The sequence below is a fragment of the Pseudomonas sp. LBUM1646 genome (genome assembly GCF_059716165.1).
This window is the reverse complement of record NZ_CP166810.1, coordinates 1,016,673-1,042,409: the sequence shown is the minus strand read 5'-3', so window position 1 is coordinate 1,042,409 and position 25,737 is coordinate 1,016,673. Positions and strand designations below refer to the sequence as shown.

Genomic DNA, 25,737 nt, shown 5'->3' with positions numbered 1-25,737 from the left:
ACACATGCAATGGGAAGTCGTGATCGGGCTGGAGATTCATACCCAGCTCACCACCCGGTCGAAAATCTTTTCCGGTAGTTCCACCACGTTCGGCTCCGAGCCGAACACCCAGGCCAGCCTGGTCGACCTGGGCATGCCCGGCGTACTGCCGGTGCTGAACCAGGAAGCGGTGCGCATGGCGGTGATGTTCGGCTTGGCAATCGATGCCGAGATCGGCCAGCACAACGTGTTCGCCCGCAAAAACTATTTCTACCCGGACCTGCCCAAGGGCTACCAGATCAGCCAGATGGAATTGCCGATCGTCGGCAAGGGCCACCTGGACATCGCCATGGAAGACGGCACGATCAAACGTGTCGGCGTGACCCGTGCGCACCTGGAAGAAGACGCCGGTAAAAGCCTGCACGAAGAGTTCAACGGTGCCACCGGCATCGACCTGAACCGTGCCGGCACGCCGCTGCTGGAAATCGTTTCCGAGCCGGACATGCGCAGCGCCAAGGAAGCCGTGGCCTACGTCAAGACCGTCCACGCGCTGGTGCGTTACCTGGGCATCTGCGACGGCAACATGGCCGAAGGTTCGCTGCGTTGCGACTGCAACGTGTCGATCCGTCCGAAGGGCCAGGTTGAATTCGGCACTCGCTGCGAGATCAAGAACGTCAACTCGTTCCGCTTTATCGAGAAGGCGATCAACACTGAAGTGCGTCGTCAGATCGAGCTGATCGAAGACGGCGGCAAGGTGATCCAGCAGACGCGCCTGTACGATCCGAACAAGGACGAAACCCGTCCGATGCGCAGCAAAGAGGAAGCCAACGACTACCGTTACTTCCCCGACCCGGACCTGTTGCCGGTGGTCATCGAGGACTCGTTCCTCGACGACGTGCGCGCCACTTTGCCGGAACTGCCACCCCAGAAACGCGAGCGCTTCCAGGCACAGTTCGGCCTGTCGGTCTACGACGCCAGCGTCCTGGCCACCAGCCGCGAGCAAGCCGATTACTTCGAGAAAGTCGCTAGCATCGGCGGCGACGCCAAACTGGCGGCCAACTGGGTGATGGTTGAACTGGGCAGCCTGTTGAACAAGCAGGGCCTGGACATCGACCAGTCGCCAGTTTCGGCCGAGCAACTGGGCGGCATGCTGCTGCGCATCACCGACAACACCATCTCCGGCAAAATCGCCAAGGTGGTGTTTGAAGCGATGGCCAACGGCGAAGGCAGCGCGGACGAGATCATCGACAAGCGCGGCTTGAAGCAAGTGACCGACAGCGGCGCGATTTCTGCGGTGCTGGACGAGATGCTCGCGGCCAACGCCGAACAGGTTGAACAATACCGCGCGGCAGACGAAGCCAAACGCGGCAAGATGTTCGGCTTCTTCGTCGGCCAGGCCATGAAAGCCTCCAAAGGCAAGGCCAACCCGCAACAGGTCAACGAATTGCTGAAAAGCAAGCTCGAAGGCTAAACCGTGGTCTTGCGCCCGAGGATCGTTCCCACGCTCTGCGTGGGAATGCCGCCCCGGACGCTCCGCGTCCATCGCAATGTGACGCAGAGCGTCACGGGATGCGTTCCCACGCGGGAGCGTGGGAACGATCACTTGGGAGCTTTTGAATGAAGCGTCTACTGGGCGCCTGCGCCCTGCTCTCCCTGCTGGCCGGTTGCGCCAGCAATGACATCATCGACCCACACGGTTACGACAAGACCGGCACCGCGTCCTATTACGGCGCCAAACACCAAGGTAAACGCACCGCCAGCGGTGAACGTTTCAACATGAATTCCATGACCGCCGCCCATCGACAGTTGCCGTTTGGCACGCGGGTGAAGGTCACCAATCTGAATAACGACAAGTCCTGCGTGGTCCGCATCAACGATCGCGGGCCGCATACCCGAGGCCGCCTGATCGATCTGTCTCGCGAGGCGGCCGAACGCTTGGGCATGCTGCGCAGCGGCACCGGACGGGTTCGCGTGCAAGCCCTCGACGACTGACGGAGCCCCGACCATTTACGGATTAGAAGACATCCCCCTGCTGAGCGTGATCGAACTGCTCAGCGGCCTGTTTCTATTGATCGCCGGCGCCGAGCTGATGGTGCGCGCCGCCGTGCGCCTGGCCGCGCGCCTGCATGTGCGGCCGTTGATCATCGGCCTGACCATCGTCGCCCTCGGCAGCAGCGCCCCGCAAATGGCCGTGAGCCTGCAAGCCATGCTGGCGCAAAACCCTGACATCGCTGTCGGCAGTGTGATCGGCAGCAGCATTTTCAACATCCTCGTCACCCTCGGCCTGTCCGCGTTGATCATTCCGTTACGGGTATCGCGCCAGCTCGTACGCCTGGACATTCCACTGATGATCGGCGCCAGCCTGCTGGTCTGTGTATTGGCCTGGAATGAAGAACTGACCCGCACTGACGGCGTGATCCTGCTGGCCGCGCTGGTGGTGTACCTGGGCTTGCTGCTGCGCCAGTCGCGGCACTCGGCCCGGCCGCCATCGAGCCATGACGCCAAGTCACAAGCCCCGTGGATCACCAGCCTGCTGATGATCGTCGCCGGGCTGGCGATGCTGGTGTATGCCGGCCACTTGCTGCTGGGTGCCGCCGTGTCGGTCGCCACCGACCTGGGCTTGTCGGAACGCGTCATCGGCCTGACCATCGTAGCTATCAGCACCTCGCTGCCGGAACTGGCCACCTCGCTGATCGCCGCATTGCGCGGTCAGCGGGAGATCGCCGTGGGCAACGTGATTGGCAGCAACCTGTTCAACCTTTTGGGGGTACTTGGCTTTACCGCGTTGGTGGCGCCGTCGCCGCTGTCGGTGTCGCCCAACGCCCTGGATTTCGACTTGCCAGTGATGCTCGGCGTCGCCGTTCTATGCCTGCCGGTGTTCTATTCCGGTTATCGGGTGACTCGGGCCGAGGGGCTGCTGTTTCTTGGCTTGTACCTGGCGTACGGGCTGCACGTGGTGTCGTTCACCACCGGCATGCCCCTGGCCGGCAAGCTGGAACACCTGATGCTGATTTTCGTCCTGCCGGCGCTGGTGGCGTTCTTGCTGTTCACGTCGCTGCGCGCCTGGCGCCGCCAACACCATAAGAGGGATGTGCCATGACCGACAATAAAAAGCCCGGCGTTGAAGTGCGCCGCCAAGTGATGGGCGATGTTTTCGTCGACCGGGCGCTGGGCAATGCCACCGAGTTCAGCCAGCCGCTGCAGGATTTCGTCAATGAACACGCCTGGGGCAGCGTCTGGAACCGTGAAGGCCTGCCGCTGAAAACCCGCAGTCTGATCACCCTCGCCGCGCTGACTGCGTTGAAGTGCCCGCAAGAGTTGAAAGGTCATGTGCGTGGTGCACTGAATAATGGCTGCACGGTGGAAGAGATTCGTGAAGCACTGCTGCATTGCGCGGTGTATGCGGGTGTGCCGGCGGCGATTGATGCGTTTCGCGCGGCGCAGGAAGTGATCGACAGTTACCAGAAGCCAGAGTGATTTCAGCGCCTCGAAAAGTTCGCAGCCTTCGGAAGCTCCTACGCCGAACGCATTCCTCTGTAGGAGCTGCCGAAGGCTGCGATCTTTTGACCTTTGCCCTTAAATCCAGCCACCCCACTGCAATGCAAAGATCCCGATATTGGTGGTCACCGCCGCCATCAACGTCGTAATCACAATAATCGCTGCCGCCAATTCATGGTTGCCATTGGCCTGTCGCGCCATGACAAAACTCGCCGCCGCCGTCGGGCTGCCGAAGTACAGGAACAGAATCCCCAACTCTGCCCCACGAAAGCCCCACATCCACGCGCCAACGGTCGCCAGCACCGGCAGGCCGATCATCTTCACCAGGCTTGAACTCAGCGCCATGTTGCCGCTTTTGCGCAACGCTGCGAGCGACAAGGTGCCGCCGATGCAGATCAACGCCAACGGTAAAGTGGTTTGTGCCAGGTACTGACCGGACGTCTCCAGCCACCCCGGCAAACTGAGCTTGAAATAGGCGAACGGCGCCGCCGCAAACACGCTGATGATCAGCGGGTTACTGAACACGCTTTTGCAGATGCTCCACGGATCGGATTTGATCACCGGGCTGTACACCGCCAGCACGATGGTCGAGAGGGTGTTGTAGAACAGGATGACGAGTGCCGCGAGAATCGCCCCGAGGGAAATCCCATAGTCGCCGTACATGCTCGCCGCCAGCGCCAGGCCAATCACCCCGTTGTTGCCGCGAAACGCGCCTTGGGTGTAGATGCCCCGATCTTCCCGCGGACACTTCCAGATCGCCCAACCCCAGGCGATGGCGAAACTCGCCAGGGTTGCCACCGAGAAGTAGATCAGCAGCGCCGGTTGCAGCGCGGCGTGCAGGTCGGCATGCAGGATGCCTAGAAACAGCAACGCCGGCATGGTGACGTTAAACACCAGGGCCGAGGCGGTGTGGATAAAGTTGTCGTTGATCCAGTCGATGCGCTTGAGCAGCACACCCAGAAACAGCATGGCAAACACCGGCGCGGTGATGTTCAGGGTTTCGAGGAAGATTGCCAGCATGCCGGAGGGGACCTTGGGTGGGCGTCATTAAGGCGCTGATGATAAGCCACTTTCACCCGAATCGTTCCCACGCTCTGCGTGGGAACGCCTCTTGTGACGCTCCGCGTCACGCTGTGGGACGCGCAGCGTCCCGGGCTGCATTCCCACGCAGAGCGTGGGAATGATCGTTAGGTGATCGGCGCCGGGTTGAACAAGGTGATGTCGTTATGCAGCTTGTGCTGCTCGGCCCACGTCTGCTTCTTGCCGCTGGCCACGTCCAGGTAGTAGTGAAACAACTCCCAGCCGAGGTCTTCAATCGAAGCGCGCCCGGTGGCAATTCGCCCGGCATCGATATCAATCAAATCCGGCCAACGCTGCGCCAACTCGGTCCGCGTCGACACCTTCACCACCGGCGCCATCGCCAAACCATATGGCGTGCCACGCCCGGTGGTGAACACGTGCAAGTTCATCCCCGCCGCCAGTTGCAACGTCCCGCAGACAAAATCACTGGCCGGGGTCGCGCAGAAGATCAGCCCTTTGCGCTTGAAGCGCTCGCCAGGGCCGAGCACGCCATTGATCGCGCTGCTGCCGGATTTGACGATCGAGCCCAACGACTTCTCGACAATGTTCGACAACCCGCCCTTCTTGTTCCCCGGCGTAGTGTTGGCGCTGCGATCCGCTTCGCCCTTGGCCAGGTAACGGTCGTACCAGTCCATTTCCCGCACCAGTTCCTCGGCGACTTCCTTGGTTTCGGCGCGGGAGGTCAGCAGGTAAATCGCATCGCGCACTTCGGTGACTTCGGAAAACATCACCGTCGCACCGGCCCGCAGCAACAAGTCCGAGGCATAGCCGAGCGCCGGGTTGGCGGTGATGCCGGAGAACGCATCGCTGCCGCCGCACTGCATGCCGAGGATCAGCTCGGACGCCGGCACGGTTTCGCGGCGACGTTGGTCGAGCTTCTTCAAGCGGGTTTCGGCCAGCGCCATGATCTGCTCGATCATCTCGGTGAAACCGTGACTCGAATCCTGCAAGCGATACAGCCACGGTTCGCTCAAATCCACCGAACTGTCGTTATCGTGCATCACCTGCCCGGCCTGCAATTTCTCGCAGCCAAGACTGATGACCAATGCTTCACCACCCAGGTTCGGATTGCGCGCCAGATTGCGTACCGTGCGGATCGGGATGTACGCGTCGGTGGCCGTAATCGCCACGCCGCAACCGTAACTGTGGGTCAGCGCCACCACGTCATCGACGTGCGGATACAGCGGCAGCAACTCGTCCTTGATGCGCTTGACCGCATGGTCGAGCACGCCGGTGACGCATTGCACGGTGGTGGTGATACCAAGAATATTGCGCGTGCCGACAGTGCCGTCGGCGTTGCGATAACCCTCGAACGTGAAGCCTTCCAGCGGTGCCTGGGTCGCCGGCACATCAGTGGACAGCGGCAGGCTGTCCAGCGGTGGCGCGGTGGGCATGCGCAGTTGATCTTCCCTGACCCAACTACCGCGCGGAATCGGCTGCAACGCGTAGCCGATGGTCTGGCCGTAGCGAATCACCTGGCCGCCCTCGGGAATGTCCTCGAGGGTGACCTTATGGCTCTGCGGCACGAAATCCACCGTCACCAGGCCATCGGGAAACTCGGTGCCGGCCGGCACCCCCTGGTCATTGACCACGATCACCACATTGTCCCGCTCGTGCAGACGGATGTAGCGCGGCGAGTCGGAATGTTCAATCAACTGCATGACGCCGCTCCTCAGGAATGCGCTTCAGATAATTTGGTCAGTTCAGGACCGGTGCTTGGCGGCTCTTTGAGCACCACGCGTTTGATCGGGCCAACGATCACCAGGTAACTGAACACCGCGACCAACGCGTTGCAACCCACAAACACCAGCGCCCATTTGAACGAACCGGTGGCGCTGATGATGTAGCCGATGACAATCGGGGTGGTGATCGACGCGATGTTGCCGAACATGTTGAACAGGCCGCCACTCAAACCGGCGATCTGTTTCGGCGAGGTGTCAGACACCACGGCCCAGCCGAGCGCACCTACGCCTTTACCGAAGAACGCCAGGGCCATGAAGCCGACGACCATCCATTCGATGTCCACGTAGTTACAGGCGACGATGCTGCTGGATACCAGCAAACCGGCAATGATCGGCGCCTTGCGCGCGAAGGTCAGGGAATGGCCCTTGCGCAGCAGGTAATCGGAAATCACCCCGCCGAGCACGCCACCGATAAAGCCGCAGATTGCCGGCAACGAGGCAATGAAACCGGCCTTGAGAATGGTCATCCCGCGTTCCTGCACCAGGTACACCGGGAACCAGGTCAGGAAGAAATAGGTGATGCCGTTGATGCAGTATTGGCCAAGGTACACGCCGAGCATCATGCGGTTGGTCAGCAACTGGCGGATGTAGTCCCACTTCGGACCATCAACCTTTTTACCTTTGCCTTTGTCCTGGTCCATGTCGACCATGCCGCCGTTGTCGGCGATGTGCTTGAACTCGGCCTCGTTGATCATCGGGTGCTGGCGCGGGCTGTGGATAACTTTCAGCCAGATCAGCGAGAACACGATGCCGATGCCGCCCATGACCACAAACACGTGCTGCCAGCCGAAGGTGTAGACGATCCAGCCCATCAGCGGTGCAAACAACACCGTGGCGAAGTATTGCGCCGAGTTGAAGATCGCCGAAGCCGTGCCGCGTTCAGCGGTCGGGAACCAGGCCGCCACAATGCGCGCGTTGCCGGGGAAGGATGGCGCTTCGGCCAGGCCCACCAGGAAGCGCAGCATGAACAGCGCAACGATGGCCGTGGATATGCCGAACTCACCGACATAACCCTGCAGCACGGTGAACAGCGACCAGGTGAAAATGCTGAGCGCGTAGATTTTTTTCGAGCCGAAACGGTCGAGCAACCAGCCACCGGGAATTTGCCCGGCCACGTAGGCCCAACCGAATGCAGAGAAGATGTAGCCGAGGGTGACCGCGTCGATGCCGAGGTCTTTTTGCAGGCTGGAGCCGGCGATGGCGATAGTAGCCCGGTCGGCGTAGTTGATCGTGGTCACCAGAAAAAGCATGAGCAAAATCAAATAGCGGACGTGGGTCGGCTTGGTCGCTTGCATGTAGATGTACTCCCACTGATTATTTTTATGCGCGGGTGAATCTTGGTATTCCGTGTATTCCCTGTAGGAGCTGTCGAGAGAAACGAGGCGGCGATCTTTTAATCTTGATTTTCGGCGTATTCAAAGGCGCCAAAGATCAAAAGATCGCAGCCTCGTTTCACTCGACAGCTCCTACAGGGGTTTGCGGTGGCCGGTAAAACCGGACACCGCGGTGTTGCGAGTTACGAACCGATATAAGAAGTCTTCACCACGGTGTAGAACTCTTGCGCGTAGCGACCTTGCTCGCGGGAACCATAGGATGAACCTTTACGCCCACCGAACGGAACGTGGTAATCCACGCCGGCGGTCGGCAGGTTGACCATCACCATCCCGGCCTGGGAATGGCGTTTGAAGTGGTTGGCGTACTTCAGCGAGGTGGTGGCGATGCCCGCCGACAGACCGAATTCGGTGTCGTTGGCCATGGCCAGTGCCGCCTCGTAATCCGCCACGCGAACCACGTTAGCCACCGGGCCGAAGATCTCTTCGCGGCTGATGCGCATCGCGGCTTCGCTGTCGGCAAACAGGGTTGGCGCGAGGTAGTAGCCTTCGGTGTCGCAGGTCACCAAACCGCCGCCGCTGACCAGACGTGCACCTTCGGACTGGCCGATGTCGATGTACTTCAAGTCCTGCTCAAGCTGCGCCTGGGAAACCACGGGACCGATGTCGGTGCCGGTTTTCAGCGCGTGGCCGACCTTGATCGACTTCATGCGCTCGGCCACGGCTTCAACGAACTTGTCGTGAATCCCGGCGGTGACTATGAAGCGACTCGAGGCGGTGCAACGCTGGCCGGTGGAGTAGAACGCGCTCTGTACCGACAGCTCGACTGCTTGCTTGAGGTCAGCGTCATCCAGAATGATTTGCGGGTTCTTACCGCCCATTTCCAGCTGGACTTTCGCTTGACGCGACACGCAGCTTACGGCGATCTGACGACCGACACCGACAGAACCGGTGAAGCTGATGCCATCGACTTTCGGGCTCTGCACCAGTGCATCGCCAACCACGCGGCCGCTGCCCATCACCAGGTTGAACACGCCGGCCGGGAAGCCTGCGCGGGAGATGATTTCAGCCAGGGCCCAGGCGCAACCCGGCACCAGGTCCGCCGGTTTCAGCACCACGCAGTTGCCGTAGGCCAGGGCCGGGGCGATTTTCCACGCGGGGATGGCGATCGGGAAGTTCCACGGCGTGATCAGACCGACCACGCCCAGCGCTTCGCGGGTGACTTCGACGTTGACGCCCGGACGCACCGACGGCAGGTAGTCGCCGGACAGGCGCAGGGTTTCACCGGCGAAGAATTTGAAGATGTTACCGGCGCGGGTCACTTCGCCGATGGCTTCAGGCAGGGTCTTGCCCTCTTCCCGGGCCAGCAGAGTGCGGAGTTCTTCGCGACGGGCGAGGATTTCAGTGCCGACTTTATCCAGCGAATCGTGGCGAGCCTGAATGCCCGAGGTCGACCAGGCCGGGAACGCGGCGCGCGCGGCGTCGATAGCGGCGTGTACCTGGGCCAGATCGGCTTTGGCATAGTTGCCGATGGTATCGGTCAGTTCGGACGGGTTGATGTTGGCGCAGTATTCACTGCCCGCAACCCACTCACCATTGATGTAGTTATCAAAACGCTTTGAATCAGCCACAGGCTTTCCCCTTAAAAAGAAGTCCTCACACAAAAAGCCGCTGATCACTCAGCGGCCTTGGTTAATCAGGTGTGTTACTGAGCACCTTGCTTGTCGATCAGCGCGGCGAGCATTTCGTACTCTTCGGCCGTCAGATCGGTCAGCGGTGCACGCACAGGACCTGCGTCATAACCGGCAATTTTTGCCCCGGCCTTGACGATGCTCACCGCGTAACCGGCCTTGCGGTTACGGATGTCCAGGTACGGCAGGAAGAAGTCGTCGATGATCTTGCCAACGGTGGCGTGATCTTCGCGAGCGATGGCGTGGTAGAAATCCATCGCGGTTTTCGGGATGAAGTTGAACACCGCCGAGGAGTAGACCGGTACGCCCAGCGCCTTATAAGCCGCGGCGTAAACTTCGGCGGTCGGCAAGCCACCCAGGTAGCTGAAGCGATCGCCGAGACGACGACGGATCGACACCATCAATTCGATATCGCCCAGGCCATCCTTGTAGCCGATCAGGTTCGGGCAGCGCTCGGCCAGGCGTTCCAGCAATGGCGCGGTCAGGCGGCACACGTTGCGGTTGTAGACCACCACGCCGATTTTCACCGATTTGCACACGGCTTCAACGTGGGCGGCAACACCGTCCTGGCTGGCTTCGGTCAGGTAGTGCGGCAGCAGCAACAGGCCTTTGGCGCCCAGACGCTCGGCTTCCTGTGCGTATTCGATGGCTTGACGGGTCGAACCGCCCACGCCGGCCAGAATCGGCACGCTGGTTTCGCAGGTGTCGACAGCGGTCTTGATGATTTCCGAATATTCGCTGGCCGCCAGAGAGAAGAACTCACCGGTACCACCCGCGGCGAACAGTGCCGAGGCGCCGTATGGGGCCAGCCATTCGAGACGTTTGATGTAGCCCGCGCGATGGAAATCGCCCTGGGCATTGAAGTCGGTGACCGGGAAGGACAGCAGACCGGAAGAGAGGATGGACTTCAGTTCTTGTGGATTCATTATTCGAACACCCTGGGTAGCAACGCTTGTGTGTGAGAAAACCGTTCAGCCTTGGCCGAAGTTGTAAGTCATCGTACAACTTAAAATACAACCGTCAACTGCATTTCATCGCCGGCCGCAAAATTCGAGTCAGACGAGCAGATTTCTTGACGTAGGAAGATTCTCGACTAAGCTCGATTTAACTGTATATACATACAGCTAAATCAGAACCTACCTACGACATATCAAGGAGCTAGAAATGTCAGGTCTACACATGCAACCGAAGGAACAACCGAAGCAGGTCATTGCGCGTTTCGATGATCTTTTTACCGAGCACGGCATCGCCGTTGCCGGGGACAACGATCACCTGGTGCTCCACATCGCCGAGCATCACAGCCATCAGCCGACTCCTGCCCCCGCAAAAGCCGTGAAAGGCAAGCCGGTGCTGAAGTTCGAGGGCGGCGAACACACCGCCATTGGCGACAACACCCTGCTGCGCTTCGTCGAAAACGCCGAGCCAGTCCTCGCCCAGAACGTGCAATTGCACCTGACCAACGGGCTGGCACCAACCTACGGCCAGGTGCTGGCATTGGGCGGTGATTTCTACGGCATCCCGGATCAGCCAGTGAGCGACGGCGCCACTCCGGTGGATCGCCTGAACCGTTTTATCGCTGCGTTTGACACCTTGGCGGTGTTGTCCGCTTCAAAAGTCGAGGCCGAGAAAATCCTCGCCGTCATGCAGAAAGAAATCGATGCCGTTAAACAGGCGATCAAGGACGGCAAACAACCCCACGAAGCCTATGACGCCCTGGGTGATACGTTGTCGGAAGAGTGGAACAAGATCACCGGCGGCGGCAGTTTCGTCTCGGCGCTGTTCCCGTTGGGCCGTTATCTGAAACTGGCGGCGAACAACGCCGACCACTTTGGCGAATGGGCGCAGCAGGCTTACATCGCCGGTCACACCGCCGCGCTTCAGCACGCAGCGGCGGCTCACACCAGCCGTGATGAAAAACAGCTGGAAGTCGCCTACGCGATGAACGCCTTTGCCGATCACTATCTCACCGACCTGTTTTCCGCCGGCCACTTGCGAGTGCCGCGTAAAGCCATGGCGGCAGCCGTGACGCCGAGTGACCTGGGCTCGCTGATCACCCGCTTCATGCACGACGAAGACAGCAAGTTCGGCCTCAATGTGCGCAATGCCAACGGTGAGCAATGGCGCGCCTATGGCGACAAACGCTATTTCGACGCCATCGACAGCGCCAATCGGCTGCACGTCAACCAAGCGGTTCAGACGTCGGCGGATGAAGTGTTCGCGGCTTACCTCAGCGGAACGGTTCCGGCATTCAACAACTTCGCCGCGTTGAAACAGTTGCCGGACCTGCAAGCGGTGCTGAACCTGGCGAGCAATTTTTCGCCGCTGTTCCGGGTCGAGGGCGGCAAGGTGCTGCGGCGCAAGGATGTGAACAACTTGAATGACACCGCCACCGTGGATGACTGGTGGGGCTGGAGCACGTATTTGCTGCTCAAGGACTACCACCCAACCGGCAATGTTGCCTGATAAGGAGATCTAAAGATGACGATTAAAGTGAAACTGGAATTGGCTTCGGGCCAGTCGCTCAAGGGTGCGCCGTTGGAATTGTTGTCCAAGGGGCAGCCGATTGCGCGGGCGGTGATAGATGCTCAGGGGCTGGTGGTTTTTGATGCAAAGCCTGGGACGGCCGAGTTGGCGGTGCGGGTCGATCGGTCGATATTGAAGGCCTGACCCGATCGCTCGATCGTTCCCACGCTCTGCGTGGGAATGCCTCAATGGACGCTCTGCGTCCGCTCTTGGGACGCGGAGCGTCCCGGGCTGCATTCCCACGCAGAGCGTGGGAACGATCTAAAAAACGATCTCAGTACTTACCCGCGTTGCGCCTCTGCCTCTTCATGGGCATGGCGCAGCCGCTCGCGACTGTTGGTCAAATGCAACCGCATCGCCGCCCGCGCCGCATCGGAATCCTGGCGGGCAATCGCGTCGTAAATCTCTTCGTGCTCACGACTCAAACGGTTCATGTAGTGCTGCTGGTCATCATGGGCCAGGCGCGCGGAGTTCAGCCGTGTGCGCGGAATGATGCTGGTGCCCAGGTGGGTCATGATGTCGGTGAAGTAGCGGTTACCGGTGGCCAGGGCGATTTGCAGGTGGAACTGGAAGTCCGAGGCCACGGCATCGCTGGCGTGGGAAGCGCTTTCGTTCAGCGCATCCAGTGCCGCCCGCATCAGACCAAGCTGCTCGGCACTGCGGCGTTGCGCGGCGAGGCCGGCGGATTCCACTTCGAGGCTGATGCGCAGTTCCAGGATCGCCAGCACGTCACGCAGGGTGACGACGGTGGCCGGGTCGATGCGGAAACCGCTCGGGCTCGGCGTATCCAGCACGAAGGTGCCGATACCGTGACGGGTTTCCACCTGCCCGGCGGCCTGCAAACGGGAAATCGCTTCACGCACCACGGTGCGGCTGACGCCATGGGCGTCCATGATCGCCGACTCGGTGGGCAACTTGTCGCCACGCTTGAGCTGACCGTCGCGGATCTGCTCGGACAGCACCGTCACCAGTTCCTGAGCGAGGCTGCGGCGCTTGCGAGGGAGGCGAGGTGCGTCGATCGGGTTTTCCATGGTGAACGTCTGTCTCGAAGAATTCGGCTGAAAGCGCATCATAGCGCAAGCGGGTTGTACGATCACCGTTGAGCTGTGGATCACGTTCCCCCCCTGTAGGAGCTGTCGAAGGCTGCGATCTTTTGACTTTGATTTTCAAGATCAAAAGATCGCAGCCTTCGGCAGCTCCTACGGGGGACTATGGTGTTTAGGCGGTCACGGCTTGATCCACCAGATGGCCATTGTCGATGCGGATGTGTCGTGGGTGGAAACGTTTCAGGCTGCTGCGATGGCCGACGCTGACAATACTCAGCCCCGGTATTTCATCGATCAACGCCTGATACAGCGACGCTTCGTCCTCTTCATCCATCGCCGACGTGGCTTCGTCCATGTACAGCCATTGCGGTGCGTAAAGCAGCGCCCGGGCGAAGGCCAATCGTTGCTGCTCACCCGGCGACAACATGCGCTGCCAGTGATTGGCTTCATCCAGTCGCGCCACCAGGTGCGGCAAGCGGCAGGTTTCCAACACTTCTACATAACGCTCAGGCGCATAGGTGTCGCCGGGCTGTGGATAACTCAACGCCTCACGCAACGTGCCAATCGGCAGGTACGGCTTCTGCGGCAAGAACAGATAACGCGCCGCCGGCAGGCGGATGTTGCCGTGACCCGCGGGCCACAAATGCCCCATTGCCCTTAGCAAAGTGGATTTGCCGCTGCCGGAACGCCCGCTGAGCATGACGCGCTCGCCCTCCTCCACAGTCATGTCGGCGTTGGTCAGCAAGTGACGACCGTCCGCCAGGTCGAGGCCCAGGTTGTGGATCTTCAAGTCCGAGCCCTGGTTTTGCACGTCGATGGCCGGCGCACGCTCTTCGTTATCGCGCATGGCCTGATGGAAACTCAGCAGACGATCACAGGTGGCGCGCCACGCGGCAAGGTTCTGGTACGCACTGATAAACCAGCTGAAACTCTCCTGCACGTTGCCGAACGCCGAACTGATTTGCATCAGCTCTCCGAGCTCGATCTTGCCCGCGAAATAACGTGGCGCGGCGACCATGAACGGAAAGATGATGGCGGCCTGGCTGTAACCGGCGGTAAAGAAAGTCAGGCGCTTGGACACTTTCATGATGTCCCAGAAATTGTGCCAGACCAGGCCGAAACGGCTGCTCAAGCGCCGATTTTCATTCGGCTCGCCGTTGTACAACGCAATACTTTCGGCGTTTTCACGAACCCGGACCATGGAGAAACGCAGGTCGGCCTCGAAACGTTGTTGTTGGTTGTTGAGGCCGATCAGGCGACGACCGATCAAATGGGTCAGCCAGCTACCGATCACCGCATAGACCAGCACACACCAGAACATATAGCCGGGAATGGTGAAACCAAGCACTTCAATACTGCCCGACACGCCCCACAGAATGATCGAAAACGACACCAGACTGACGACATTGCGCAGCAAACCAATGCCCAGTTCCAGCGTGTTCGAGGTGAAGTTGTTCAGGTCTTCGGAAATCCGCTGGTCCGGGTTATCCGTGTAACCGCCCTGTTCCAGCTGGTAGTAATTCTTGTTGCCGAGCCAACGGGCGAAGTGCTTTTCGGTAAGCCAGGCCCGCCAGCGGATGGTCAGCATCTGGGTCAGATAGAGCCGGTACACCGCGCCGACAATCGCCACTGCGGCAATCGCGCAGAAATACAGAATCAACGTCCAGAACGCCGCCTCGTCTTTCTTTTGCAGGGCGTTGTAGAAGTCCTTGTACCAGGTGTTGAACCACACCGAGATCCCGACGCTGATCAGCGACAGCGCAATCACGGCGATCAGCAGCGTCCATGCCTTGACCTTCTCTTCGCTGCGCCAGTAGGGCGTGGTCATCGCCCAGACTTTGCGAAAAAACTGCCCGCGCACAGCATCATTGACCGCGGAATATTCAGCGTTCTGATTCATGGATAAGGCTCGATAGAGAAATGAACACACACGAACCGATCATAGATGATCGGTTCGGTTCCCCGCGAGGAGCGGCCTGCATTCATTCAGCGCAGGTTCAGCGACGAACGGGGCGCTTCTGCAGTTTGCGCTGCAGCGTGCGGCGGTGCATGCCCAGGGCGCGGGCCGTGGCGGAGATGTTGCCTTCGTGCTCGGTCAACACTCGCTGGATATGCTCCCACTGCAAGCGGTCCACGGACATCGGGTTTTCCGGCACCAAGGTGTCGAGGTCAGCGTGCTCGGACAGCAGCGCGGCCAGCACGTCATCGGCGTCGGCCGGTTTGCACAGGTAATTGCAGGCGCCGCGCTTGATCGCCTCGACGGCGGTGGCGATGCTCGAGTAACCGGTGAGGATCACCACGCGCATTTCCGGGTCGAGTTCGAGCAGTTTCGGCAGCAATACCAGGCCGGAATCGCCGTCCATTTTCAGGTCGAGCGCGGCGTAATCCGGCAGGTCGGCCTGGGCGATGGTCAGGCCTTCTTCGGCAGAGCCGGCGGTGCTGACGCGAAAACCCCGGCGAGCCATGGCACGGGCCATTACGCGGGTGAAGGTGGCGTCATCGTCTACCAACAACAAATGCGGCAGTTCTTCGCCTTCTACTTGGATCTCGTCACTCATGTTCGTCTCCTCGGGCGACACGGGGCAGGCGCAGCTCGGTAAGCGTGCCACCTTCCTCATGACTGTAGAGTTTCACTGAGCCGCCGGCGCGTGTCACGCTGGCCTTGCTCAAAAACAGGCCCAGGCCGAAACCTTTGCCCTTGGTGGTAAAAAACGGTTTGCCGATCTGTTCGGCGATGGCCAGCGGCACACCGGCGCCGTGGTCGCGAATGCTGATGGTCAAATCCTCGGCATTCCAATCGAGCGTCACTTGCAGCCCTTCGGGGCAGGCATCGGCGGCGTTGTTGAGCAAATTCAGCAGCGCCTGGGTCAGGTCCGGCGGCGGCGCCATGCGTGGCACCGTGCCTTGGCCGAGGCGCTGGAAGCGGTAACTGGCTTCCGGGCGCATCAGGTGCCAGCGGTTCAGGGCTTCGTCGAGCCAGTCGGTGACGTCCTGCATCTCCACGGCCAAGCGGCGATTAGCCTCGGCAGCGCGCACCAGTTGTTGCAAGGTTTCCTTGCAGAGTTTGACCTGATCCTGCAGCACTTTCAGATCATCCTGCAACATCGGGTCTGGATGATCCTGCTGCATCTCTTTGAGCAGCACGCTCATGGTCGCCAGGGGCGTGCCCAGCTCATGAGCAGCACCGGCGGCTTGCGTCGCAACGGCCAACAACTGCTGATCGCGCAGGCCCTCTTCGCGGCGGATGGCGCGCAGTTCATCCTGACGCCGCAACTCTTCGGCCATGCGTGCAGCGAAAAACGTGATGACTGCCGCGGCGAGCGCGAAGCTCAGCCACATCCCGTAGACCTGCAGGTTTTCCCGAGCAATCGGGAAGGTTTGCAGCGGGTAGAACCGCGCCAGCAGCAAGGTGTACATGGCCAGGGCGATGCCGGACAAAATCAGCGAAAAGCGCCACGGCAAGGTCACGGCGGCGATGGTCAACGGCACCAGGTAATAAGAGACGAACGGGTTGGTCGAGCCACCGGAGAAATACAGCAAGGCACTGTGGATAAACAGGTCGCAGGCCAGTTGCACGGCGTATTCGAGTTCGGTGACCGGCCACGAAGTGCGCAGGCGAATGGCGGTGAAGGCGCACAGCAGCATCGAACAGCCGAGGGTCATCGCCAGTTGAAACCAGGGCAATGGCAGCAAATCGAACCAGTAAGCCAGCCCGACTGAACCGGCCTGGGCGGCGAGCACCAAAGTGCGGATGAACGTCAGCCGCCAGAGATTCTGGCGAGTCGCGGAAGTGATTTGAACGGGGGCGAGCATGAGCTCTCCTGATGAGCGCTCCAGGCGGATCGCCGGGAGTATAACCAAGCACGGGGGCTGGCAGGCAAAAGTGCGGCAAACGGCCACATGTCAACGCCCAACAAAACACTTGTAGCAGCTGCCGAGGTACGAGCCTGCGTCCACTTGTAGCAGCTGCCGAGGTACGAGCCTGCGTCCACTTGTAGCAGCTGCCGAGGTACGAGGCTGCGTTCGGCTGCGAAGCAGTCGTAAAACCTGAGCACGCCGTCTTCCTGAAACACCGCGCCGCCTGATTACACGACTGCTTCGCAGCCGAACGCAGGCTTCGCCAGCTGCTACAAGCGAACGCAGCCTCGTACCTCGGCAGCTGCTACACAGCCACCTGCTGTTCATCTGTATAGAAGTTGTAACTGGGCGAACCGGATCATAAAAGCTAGAGTCTGATAGTTTCACGCAGGCTCGGACCTTAACCCCTGCGCCCCTTCCAAGGAGCTTTTCATGCACACAATGCGCCGCAGCGCCGCCCTCCTCGCCCTCAGCGTGGGCACCGTCGCCAGCCTCCCGGCCCTGGCCGCCGACGAACTGCATTACAACCAGATTTCCCTGCGCGCCGAAGTCAGCCAGGAAGTGGCCCGCGACCTGATGATCGTGACCCTCTATACCGAAGAACAAAACGCCGACCCGGCCAAACTCGCCGCCGACGTCAGCACCACCATGAACAAGGCGCTGGGCCAGGCCAAGCAAGTCAAAGACATCACCCTGCGCCAGGGCAGCCGCAACAGCTACCCGATCTACGACACCAAGGGCCAGAAAATCACCGGCTGGCGTGAACGCGCCGAACTGCGCCTGGAAAGCTCGGATTTTGCCGCCCTGTCGAAACTGACCGGCGAATTGCTCACCGACCTGAAAATGGGCGGCATGGACTTCGCCATCGCCACGCCAACCCGCAAGGCCAGCGAAGACGCGCTGCTCAAAGAAGCCGTCACCGCGTTCAAGGCTCGTGCCCAACTGGCTACCGATGCGTTGGGTGGCAAGGGTTACAAAATCGTTAACCTGAACCTGAACAGCAACGGCTATCCACAACCGTACATGCGCGCACCAATGATGATGAAAGCGGCGGGCATGGACTCGGCGCCGGTGACGCCTGAAGTCGAGGCCGGCACCAGCCAGGTCAGCATGACGGCGGATGGGTCGATTGAAGTGCTGATGACGCCTTGATTCGATAGTCCCGTAAATAGAAACGGCGATCACTTGGAGTGATCGCCGTTTTTTATTGCCCGAGGTGAGCCAGTCGGGTTTTGCAAAGATTGATCCGTTGCCTTCGCGAGCAGGCTCGCCCCACAGTTGGACCGAGTGCCTCAGTGAGAAATCGGTCGGCTGTCAGGCCGCTTTCGCGGGCAAGCCTCGCTTCTACAGTTTGACCGAGTACAGCCGGAAGAAGCAGGTCGTCTGTCAGGACGCCTTCGCGGGCAAGCCTTGCTCCTACAAAATCAAAATCAAAAGAAAGCAAAGCGGCCTACACCGCCCTGCTCCTCACCACTCAACAGGCCGAGCGTTAGCTCGCCTGCAGCTCTTGATCTTGCTCTACCCGCCCCTTCGGGAGGCTGAGTGGAGGTGTTCATCTGGGGGGCAGGCGCGCAGCGCCGTGCGGCGAAGCCGCACACATCGAGAGGAGGTCGAAGCGAAGCCGACCGGAGGCGATGCCCCCAGATGAATACCGGAACGAAGGCACGCCGAGCCTAGGCGAGGGGCCGGACGCCGGGGCGAGCCTTTTTGGGTACTTTTTTGGCGTTTGAAAAAAGTGCCTCGCCGTAAGGGCGAAACCCTAAGCCGCCGTTACCGCAGGAATGGATATGTACTCGGTCAACAAGAAACAGGTCGGCTGCCAGGCCGCCTTCGCAGACAATCCAGCTCCCACAGTTTTAACCAAGTACATCGGAAGGAAAACAACCAACTATGCCCATATAGAGGGGTAGCCCTCAAAAAACGATATTTCCGCGCAACCCGTCAACAACGCTACTCTCAGGAGATACCGCTACCCAAATCCCCCGGGGACTCCATGGAAAGAACCACCGTCAAACCTCTCCTGCTCGCTATCGCCCTGGCGACCACCGCGCCATTCGCCCAAGCCGCCACAACATTGGTCTACTGCTCCGAAGCCAGCCCTGCCGGTTTCGACCCGAGCCAATACACCAGCGGCACAGACTTCGACGCTTCGGCCGAAACCGTCTTCAACCGTCTCACTCAGTTCAAGCGCGGCGGCACGGAAGTCGAACCGGGACTGGCGACGAGCTGGGATGTGAGCAAGGACGGCCTCGCCTACACCTTCCACCTGCGCGACGGCGTGAAATTCCACACCACCGACTACTTCACTCCGACCCGGGATTTCAACGCCGACGACGTGCTGTTCACCTTCCAGCGCCTGCTCGACCCGGAGAATGCGTTCCGCAAGGCCTACCCCGCCGAGTCGCCGTACTTCACCGACATGGACCTGAACAAGACGATCAAGAGCGTCGACAAGATCGACGAGCACACTGTGCGTTTCAGCCTGAACAACATCGACGCCGCGTTCATCCAGAACCTGGCCATGAGTTTCGCCTCGGTGCAGTCCGCCGAGTACGGCGCGCAGCTATTAAAGGAAGGCAAAGCGGCTGATATCAACCAGAAGCCGGTCGGTACCGGGCCGTTCGTGTTCAAGCGCTATCAGAAGGACTCGCAGATCCGCTTCGCCGGTAACAAGGCGTACTGGAAACCCGAGGATGTGAAAATCGACAACCTGGTGTTCTCGATCACTCCGGACGCTGCCGTGCGCTTGCAGAAGCTCAAGACCGGTGAATGCCAGGTCAGCGGCTACCCGCGCCCGGCCGACATCGAAGTCATGGAAAAGGACCCGAACCTGACGGTGCTCAAGCAGGCCGGTTTCAACCTCGGCTTCCTCGCCTACAACGTGACCCATCCGCCGCTGGACCAGCTCAAGGTTCGCCAGGCGTTGGACATGGCCATCGACAAGCCCGCGATCATCAAAGCTGTCTACCAGAGCGCCGGCCAGCTCGCGCAAAACGCCCTGCCACCGGCGCAATGGTCCTTTGATCCGAATATCAAGGATGCGCCCCACGATCCGACCAAGGCCAAGGCGCTACTGAAAGAAGCAGGGGTTGCACCCGGTACGACCATTAATTTGTGGGCCATGACCGTGCAGCGTGCCTCCAACCCGAATGCGCGGATGTCGGCGCAGATGATCCAGCAGGATTGGGAAAAGGTCGGGATCAAGGCCAACATCGTCAGCTATGAGTGGGGCGAGTACATCAAGCGCGCCAAGAATGGCGAACACGACGCGATGATCTATGGTTGGACTGGCGACAACGGCGACCCGGATAACTGGCTCGGCGTGCTGTATAGCTGCGCTGCGGTGAAAGGTAGCAACTACGCCAAGTGGTGCGACCCGGCGTACGACAAACTGGTCCAGCAGGCCAAGGTTTCAACCGACCGTGACGAACGGGTCAAACTCTACCAACAGGCGCAAAAAATCCTGAAGCAACAAGTGCCTATCACACCGATCGCCAACTCGACGGTGTTCCAGCCTTTGCGCAAGGAAGTCACCGACTTCAAGATCAGCCCATTTGGCCTCACGCCCTTCTATGGCGTGGGTATAAATAAGTAACACCGCGCTCCAAGCGGGTGCGCCATACGCGCCCGCTGCCCCCTCATGGGGCGCCGTTTGCACCGTAAAAAACGCGCGCAAACGGTCAAATGCGTCAATATTTATACATATGCGACATTAAGGTACGTTCGTGCCACTGTTTAAGACTTGTGGCCGTTCTGGATCTTGCAATGGGTATGGCCCCTGCATAAGTATCCGCAGGCACGACTCACGAGGTCGTCCTCTAATTCCAAAAATGACAACAAATCATGAGGCCACCATGCTTAAACACGCGGTCATTCCGTTTTTAGTCGGCGCCAGCTTGTTAGCTGCCGCACCTTTCGCCCAAGCGGCGACTAACCTGGTGTTTTGCTCCGAAGGGAGCCCGGCCGGTTTTGATCCTGGTCAGTACACCACCGGAACCGACTTCGACGCCTCTGCAGAAACCATGTTCAACCGTTTGACCCAGTTCGAACGGGGCGGCACCGCTGTCATTCCTGGTCTGGCGACCAGCTGGGATATCGCCCAGGACGGCCTGACGTACACCTTCCACCTGCGTGAAGGCGTCAAGTTCCACACCACGCCGTACTTCAAGCCAACTCGTGAGTTCAACGCTGACGACGTACTGTTCACCTTTAATCGCATGATTAACAAGGATGATCCGTTCCGCAAAGCGTACCCGACCGAATTCCCGTACTTCACCGACATGGGGATGGACACCAACATCACCAAGATCGATAAAGTCGACGACCACACCGTCAAGTTCACCCTCAAAGAAGTTGATGCCGCGTTCATCCAGAACATGGCCATGAGTTTCGCCTCCCTGCAATCCGCCGAGTACGCTGCCCAGCTGCTCAAGGAAGGCAAGGCTGCCGACATCAACCAGAAGCCGATTGGCACCGGCCCGTTCGTGTTCAAGAGCTACCAGAAAGACTCCAACATCCGCTACACCGGGAACAAGGACTACTGGAAGCCTGACGACGTCAAGATCGACAACCTGATCTTCGCCATCACCACCGACCCGTCGGTGCGCATCCAGAAGCTGAAGAAGAACGAGTGCCAGATCACCCTGTTCCCTCGTCCAGCCGACCTGAAAGCGCTGAAAGAAGACAAAACCCTGAAGATGCCTGACCAGGCCGGTTTCAACCTGGGCTACATCGCCTACAACGTGATGGACAAGGTCAAGGGCAGCAACGAAGCGAACCCGCTGGCTGACCTGCGCGTTCGTCAGGCGCTGGACATGGCTGTCAACAAGCCACAGATCATTGATTCGGTTTACCAGGGCGCGGGCCAACTGGCCGTCAACGCCATGCCGCCGACCCAGTGGTCCTACGACACCACCATCAAGGACGCCAAGTACGACCCTGAGAAAGCCAAGGAGCTGCTCAAGGAAGCCGGCGTCAAGGAAGGCACCGAGATCGTCCTGTGGGCGATGCCGGTACAGCGTCCGTACAACCCGAACGCGAAGCTGATGGCTGAAATGCTGCAGTCCGACTGGAAGAAAATCGGCCTGAACGTGAAGATCACCAGCTACGAGTGGGGCGAGTACATCAAGCGTTCCAAAGGCGGCGAGAACCAGGCCATGATCATTGGCTGGAGCGGCGACAATGGTGATCCGGACAACTGGCTCAATGTTCTGTTCGGCTGCGACTCGCTGAGCGGCAACAACTTCTCCAAGTGGTGCGACAAGAAGTTCGATGGCCTCGTGAAAGAAGCCAAGCGCACGACCGACCAGGGCAAGCGCACCGAACTGTACAAACAGGCGCAACACGTCCTCAAAGATGCAGTTCCAATGACACCTATCGCACACTCGACGGTGTATCAACCCATGCGCACCACCGTGCAGGACTTCAAGATCAGCCCATTCGGCTTGAACTCCTTCTACGGCGTCAGCGTCAGCAAATGAGATTTGGCAGCGGCGACGTGTTTAACGTCGCCGTTGCTTTATCTGCCGGGAATGTAGGAATTAACTGACAGCCAAATCCACTGCGTACCACAGCAGAGGTTTGGGACCTGTCGGCTTTTCCTACGCGTTTTTCAGGCCTTTCCGCATTTACTGCCAGACCCACGGCCCATACCGTCGGGTTCTGACCAGTTCATGCGTGGGCCCTCGGTTTGCTGCACATGGTTTGAGATCAATGAAGCCCCCACGTCCCTGGACGGGACGGTGGCTCATTGTTAAACACTAAAAAGAGGGAGCGTCATGCGCCATACCTTGGTTTTATCCGCATTGCTGGGCACCGGCCTGTTGGCCGCCACTTCCATCAGCCAGGCCGCCAACAGCCTGGTGTTCTGCTCTGAGGGCAGCCCCGCCGGTTTCGATACGGCGCAGTACACCACTGCGACCGATAACGACGTCGCCGAACCGCTGTACAACCGATTGGCAGAGTTTGAAAAAGGCGCCACCAACGTAGTTCCAGGCCTGGCCACTAAGTGGGATATTTCCGAAGACGGCCTTACGTACACCTTTCACCTGCGCGAAGGGGTGAAGTTCCACACCACGCCTTACTTCACGCCGACCCGTGATTTCAACGCCGATGACGTGCTGTTCACGTTCAATCGCATGCTCGATCCCCAGCAACCTTTCCGTAAGGCTTATCCGACTGAGTTCCCGTATTTCAACGGGATGAGCCTGAACAAGAACATCGCCAAGGTCGAGAAGACCGGGCCGCTGACCGTGGTCATGACGCTCAATAGCGTGGACGCCGCGTTCATCCAGAACATCGCCATGAGCTTCGCCGCCATCCTGTCCGCCGAATACGCCGACAAACTGTTGGCCGAAGGCAAACCGAGCGAGATCAACCAGAAGCCGATCGGCACCGGGCCGTTCGTATTCAAGAGCTACCAGAAAGATTCCAACATCCGCTACACCGGCAACAAGCAGTACTGGGACCCGAGCCGGGTCAAGCTCGACAACCTGATTTTCGCCATCAACACCGACGCGTCGGTGCGCGTGCAGAAACTCAAGGCCGACGAGTGCCAGATCACTCTGCACCCGCGCCCTGCCGATGTGACGGCACTAAAGAACGACCCGAAACTCAAGCTCATCGAGAAGCCTGGTTTCAACCTCGGCTACATCGCCTACAACGTACGGCACAAGCCGTTCGACCAGCTCGAAGTGCGTCAGGCGCTGGACATGGCGGTGAACAAGCAAAGCATTCTCAACGCCGTGTACCAGGGCGCCGGGCAGTTGGCGGTCAACGCCATGCCGCCGACCCAGTGGTCCTACGACGACACCATTAAAGACGCCGCCTACAACCCGGAAAAAGCCAAGGAACTGCTCAAGGCTGCCGGCGTGAAAGAAGGCACCGAAATCACCCTCTGGGCCATGCCGGTCCAGCGCCCGTACAACCCCAACGCCAAGTTGATGGCCGAAATGCTCCAGGCTGACTGGGCGAAGATCGGCCTCAAGGTCAAGATCGTCAGCTACGAATGGGGCGAGTACATCAAGCGCACCAAAAATGGCGAACACGACATCAGCCTGATCGGCTGGACCGGTGACAACGGGGACCCGGACAACTGGCTCGGCACGCTTTATAGCTGCGACGCCATTGGCGGCAACAACTACTCCATGTGGTGTGATCCGGCTTACGACAAGCTGGTCAAGCAGGCCAAGGTCGTTACTGACCGTGACCAGCGGACCGTGCTTTACAAACAGGCGCAGCAATTGCTCAAGCAGCAAGTGCCGATCACGCCTATCGCTCACTCGACGGTCAACCAGCCGTTAAGCGCCAAAATCGAAGGGTTCAAGGTAAGCCCCTTTGGTCGCAACGTGTTCTCGGGTGTCAGCATAGAAAAATAACCGATTAGCCAGAAACGCTGAGGGCGGATTCCGTCCTCACGCAAGCGTATTGCCGTAATTCGCCGATCAGGCCTACAGCAAACGTTTGCGATGCCTTGATTGAGTTCTAAACCAATAGCCGGATCACCAAAAAAGACCGGCATTAAAAAAAAGAAAGAAAGGAGCTTCACCCATGAAACTGAGCAGCACTGCGTTATTGGCTATGGCCATCAGCAGCGTAACCGCCACGGCTTACGCAGAAACCCAAAGCCAGGACTTCGTTCCGACCCAACTGGCCAGCACCAATTCCCAGTCGGAAGCCAAAGGCTTCATCGAAGGCCAAAGCCTGTCGGGTTCTACCCGTAACTGGTATGCCAACGAAGACAAGCAACGTGGCGGTACTTTCAATTACGAACGCCATGGCGAAACACTGAACGGCTCGCGTCGCATCAACTGGGTTCAGGGCACCATCCTGAACTACACCTCGGGCTTCACCCAAGGCACCGTGGGTTTCAGCACCGAAGTGGCGGCCTACAACGCCATTGCGCTGGATCGCAGCCGCGAAGACATCAAGGGCGGTTCCAACCGTACCCTGGCTCACACCAACGGCGACGCCGTGGATCAGTGGAGCAAACTCGGCCTGGCCAACGTCAAGGCGCGCATCTCCAACACCACCCTGACCGCCGGCCGCATGAATTTCAGCAGCCCGATCGTCGACGTCATCGGCAACCGTCCGCTGCCTTCGAGCTTTGAAGGTGTGGCCATTCACAGCGAAGAGTTCGACAACCTGTCGTTCGACCTCGGCACCTTCGACCGCGTGTCGCCACGTACCGAGCAGAGCCTGTCGAAATTCCGCAGTGAATACAGCGCCACCGGCGTCGAAACTGACCACGTGAACACTGCTGGCCTGAACTATCAGCCGTTCAAAAGCCTGAAGACCAGCCTGTACGCGACCAACGTCGAAGACTTCTGGAACCAGTACTACTTCGGCGCTACTCACGAATTGGGCGACAGCTCGGTCCTGAGCCTGACCACCGGCCTGAACTACTACAAAACCGTCGACGAAGGCAAAAAGTTGATGGGTGAGATCGACAACGACACCTACTCGCTGTCGCTCGGTCTGACTCACCAGGCCCACAGCCTGACCTTCTCGTACCAGGAAGTGAACGGTAACGAGTACTTCGACTACCTGCACGAAACCAACGGCATCTACCTGGCCAACTCCCTGCTGTCCGACTTCAACGGCCCGAATGAGAAATCGTTCCAGATCGCCTACGGCCTGAACATGGCCGAATACGGCGTGCCAGGCCTGAAGTTCAACATCTACCAGGCTCGCGGCTGGGGCATCGACGGTACGCACTACACCGGCACTGCCTACGACGTTCGCAACATGAACGGCGAAAACCACTATGAATACGGCATCGGTTCTTCGTACGCCGTGCAGAGCGGCCCGCTTAAAGCGACCACCGTGCGTGCGACCTACACCACTCACCGCGCCAGCGATCAACAGGCTGACGGCAACATCAACGAGTTCCGTCTCGTGACCACCATCCCGTTCAAGATTTTGTAAAACCGCCAGCCGACGGCCGACTCATGACGAGTCGGCCGTTTGGTTTTTTCCTGTTCAACCGATT

The 25,737-nt window shown here is 59.5% G+C and carries 20 protein-coding genes; 11 read left to right on the top strand and 9 right to left on the bottom strand.

What is annotated here, in order from left to right:
* The first annotated feature begins 4 nt into the window (after positions 1-4).
* The 4 genes from gatB to ACA071_RS04445 all read left to right on the top strand — a co-directional run bounded on the left by gatB (position 5) and on the right by ACA071_RS04445 (position 3,456).
* Entirely contained in the window at positions 5-1,450 is a 1,446-nt protein-coding gene (gene gatB / locus ACA071_RS04460) for an Asp-tRNA(Asn)/Glu-tRNA(Gln) amidotransferase subunit GatB (protein ID WP_497643306.1), read from the top strand.
* Between the two features lie 146 nt (positions 1,451-1,596).
* Positions 1,597-1,971, top strand: a complete 375-nt coding sequence (locus ACA071_RS04455) for a septal ring lytic transglycosylase RlpA family protein (RefSeq protein ID WP_497643305.1) — start codon at positions 1,597-1,599, stop codon at positions 1,969-1,971.
* 46 nt (positions 1,972-2,017) lie between these two features.
* Positions 2,018-3,079: a calcium/sodium antiporter gene (locus ACA071_RS04450; RefSeq protein ID WP_497643304.1), complete on the top strand. Its 1,062-nt coding sequence runs from the start codon at positions 2,018-2,020 to the stop codon at positions 3,077-3,079.
* Positions 3,076-3,456 (top strand): carboxymuconolactone decarboxylase family protein, encoded by a 381-nt coding sequence (locus ACA071_RS04445; protein WP_497643303.1) that lies wholly within the window; start codon positions 3,076-3,078, stop codon positions 3,454-3,456. The genes ACA071_RS04450 and ACA071_RS04445 overlap by 4 nt, the downstream gene beginning before the upstream one ends.
* A gap of 99 nt (positions 3,457-3,555) precedes the next feature.
* On the opposite strand, the gene ACA071_RS04440 is transcribed toward ACA071_RS04445, so the two are convergent.
* From ACA071_RS04440 to kdgD, 5 genes are all read right to left on the bottom strand, one after another.
* Positions 3,556-4,497, bottom strand: a complete 942-nt coding sequence (locus ACA071_RS04440) for an AEC family transporter (protein WP_497643302.1) — start codon at positions 4,495-4,497, stop codon at positions 3,556-3,558.
* 167 nt (positions 4,498-4,664) lie between these two features.
* Positions 4,665-6,218: a galactarate dehydratase gene (gene garD, locus ACA071_RS04435; RefSeq protein WP_497643301.1), complete on the bottom strand. Its 1,554-nt coding sequence runs from the start codon at positions 6,216-6,218 to the stop codon at positions 4,665-4,667.
* Positions 6,219-6,229: 11 nt separating this feature from the next.
* Positions 6,230-7,714 carry an MFS transporter gene (locus ACA071_RS04430; protein ID WP_497645268.1) on the bottom strand — a complete coding sequence of 495 codons (1,485 nt, stop codon included), beginning with the start codon at positions 7,712-7,714 and terminating at the stop codon, positions 6,230-6,232.
* Positions 7,715-7,815: 101 nt separating this feature from the next.
* Positions 7,816-9,261 (bottom strand): aldehyde dehydrogenase family protein, encoded by a 1,446-nt coding sequence (locus tag ACA071_RS04425; RefSeq protein ID WP_497643300.1) that lies wholly within the window; start codon positions 9,259-9,261, stop codon positions 7,816-7,818.
* A gap of 74 nt (positions 9,262-9,335) precedes the next feature.
* Positions 9,336-10,247 carry a 5-dehydro-4-deoxyglucarate dehydratase gene (gene kdgD, locus ACA071_RS04420; RefSeq protein WP_497628051.1) on the bottom strand — a complete coding sequence of 304 codons (912 nt, stop codon included), beginning with the start codon at positions 10,245-10,247 and terminating at the stop codon, positions 9,336-9,338.
* A gap of 238 nt (positions 10,248-10,485) precedes the next feature.
* Between kdgD and ACA071_RS04415 the strand changes: the two genes are divergently transcribed.
* Positions 10,486-11,784: a phospholipase gene (locus ACA071_RS04415; protein ID WP_497643299.1), complete on the top strand. Its 1,299-nt coding sequence runs from the start codon at positions 10,486-10,488 to the stop codon at positions 11,782-11,784.
* Between the two features lie 15 nt (positions 11,785-11,799).
* Positions 11,800-11,988, top strand: coding sequence for a hypothetical protein (locus ACA071_RS04410; protein ID WP_497643298.1), 189 nt, complete (start codon positions 11,800-11,802; stop codon positions 11,986-11,988).
* Between the two features lie 137 nt (positions 11,989-12,125).
* Here ACA071_RS04410 and ACA071_RS04405 read toward each other — a convergent pair whose 3' ends face one another.
* The 4 genes from ACA071_RS04405 to ACA071_RS04390 form a co-directional block, all read right to left on the bottom strand.
* Positions 12,126-12,875: a FadR/GntR family transcriptional regulator gene (locus ACA071_RS04405; RefSeq protein WP_054616145.1), complete on the bottom strand. Its 750-nt coding sequence runs from the start codon at positions 12,873-12,875 to the stop codon at positions 12,126-12,128.
* A gap of 187 nt (positions 12,876-13,062) precedes the next feature.
* The gene (locus tag ACA071_RS04400; RefSeq protein ID WP_497643297.1) at positions 13,063-14,790 is read right to left on the bottom strand and encodes an ABC transporter ATP-binding protein/permease; all 1,728 of its coding nucleotides are present in this window, start codon (positions 14,788-14,790) and stop codon (positions 13,063-13,065) included.
* 97 nt (positions 14,791-14,887) lie between these two features.
* A complete protein-coding gene (locus tag ACA071_RS04395; RefSeq protein ID WP_007942792.1) occupies positions 14,888-15,448 on the bottom strand; it encodes a response regulator transcription factor in 561 nt (186 codons plus the stop codon).
* Positions 15,441-16,703 carry an ATP-binding protein gene (locus ACA071_RS04390; RefSeq protein ID WP_497643296.1) on the bottom strand — a complete coding sequence of 421 codons (1,263 nt, stop codon included), beginning with the start codon at positions 16,701-16,703 and terminating at the stop codon, positions 15,441-15,443. Before ACA071_RS04390 ends, ACA071_RS04395 begins: the two co-directional genes overlap by 8 nt.
* Before the next feature lie 477 nt (positions 16,704-17,180).
* Between ACA071_RS04390 and ACA071_RS04385 the strand changes: the two genes are divergently transcribed.
* The 5 genes from ACA071_RS04385 (at position 17,181) to ACA071_RS04365 (ending at position 25,673) form a co-directional block, all read left to right on the top strand.
* The gene (locus ACA071_RS04385; RefSeq protein WP_497643295.1) at positions 17,181-17,900 is read left to right on the top strand and encodes an SIMPL domain-containing protein; all 720 of its coding nucleotides are present in this window, start codon (positions 17,181-17,183) and stop codon (positions 17,898-17,900) included.
* Between the two features lie 841 nt (positions 17,901-18,741).
* Complete coding sequence (locus tag ACA071_RS04380) at positions 18,742-20,343, top strand: ABC transporter substrate-binding protein (protein ID WP_497643294.1); 1,602 nt, start codon at positions 18,742-18,744, stop codon at positions 20,341-20,343.
* 259 nt (positions 20,344-20,602) lie between these two features.
* Entirely contained in the window at positions 20,603-22,228 is a 1,626-nt protein-coding gene (locus ACA071_RS04375; protein ID WP_497643293.1) for an ABC transporter substrate-binding protein, read from the top strand.
* 297 nt (positions 22,229-22,525) lie between these two features.
* Positions 22,526-24,124 carry an ABC transporter substrate-binding protein gene (locus ACA071_RS04370; protein ID WP_497643292.1) on the top strand — a complete coding sequence of 533 codons (1,599 nt, stop codon included), beginning with the start codon at positions 22,526-22,528 and terminating at the stop codon, positions 24,122-24,124.
* Between the two features lie 172 nt (positions 24,125-24,296).
* Positions 24,297-25,673, top strand: a complete 1,377-nt coding sequence (locus tag ACA071_RS04365; RefSeq protein ID WP_497643291.1) for an OprD family porin — start codon at positions 24,297-24,299, stop codon at positions 25,671-25,673.
* Positions 25,674-25,737: the final 64 nt, after the last annotated feature.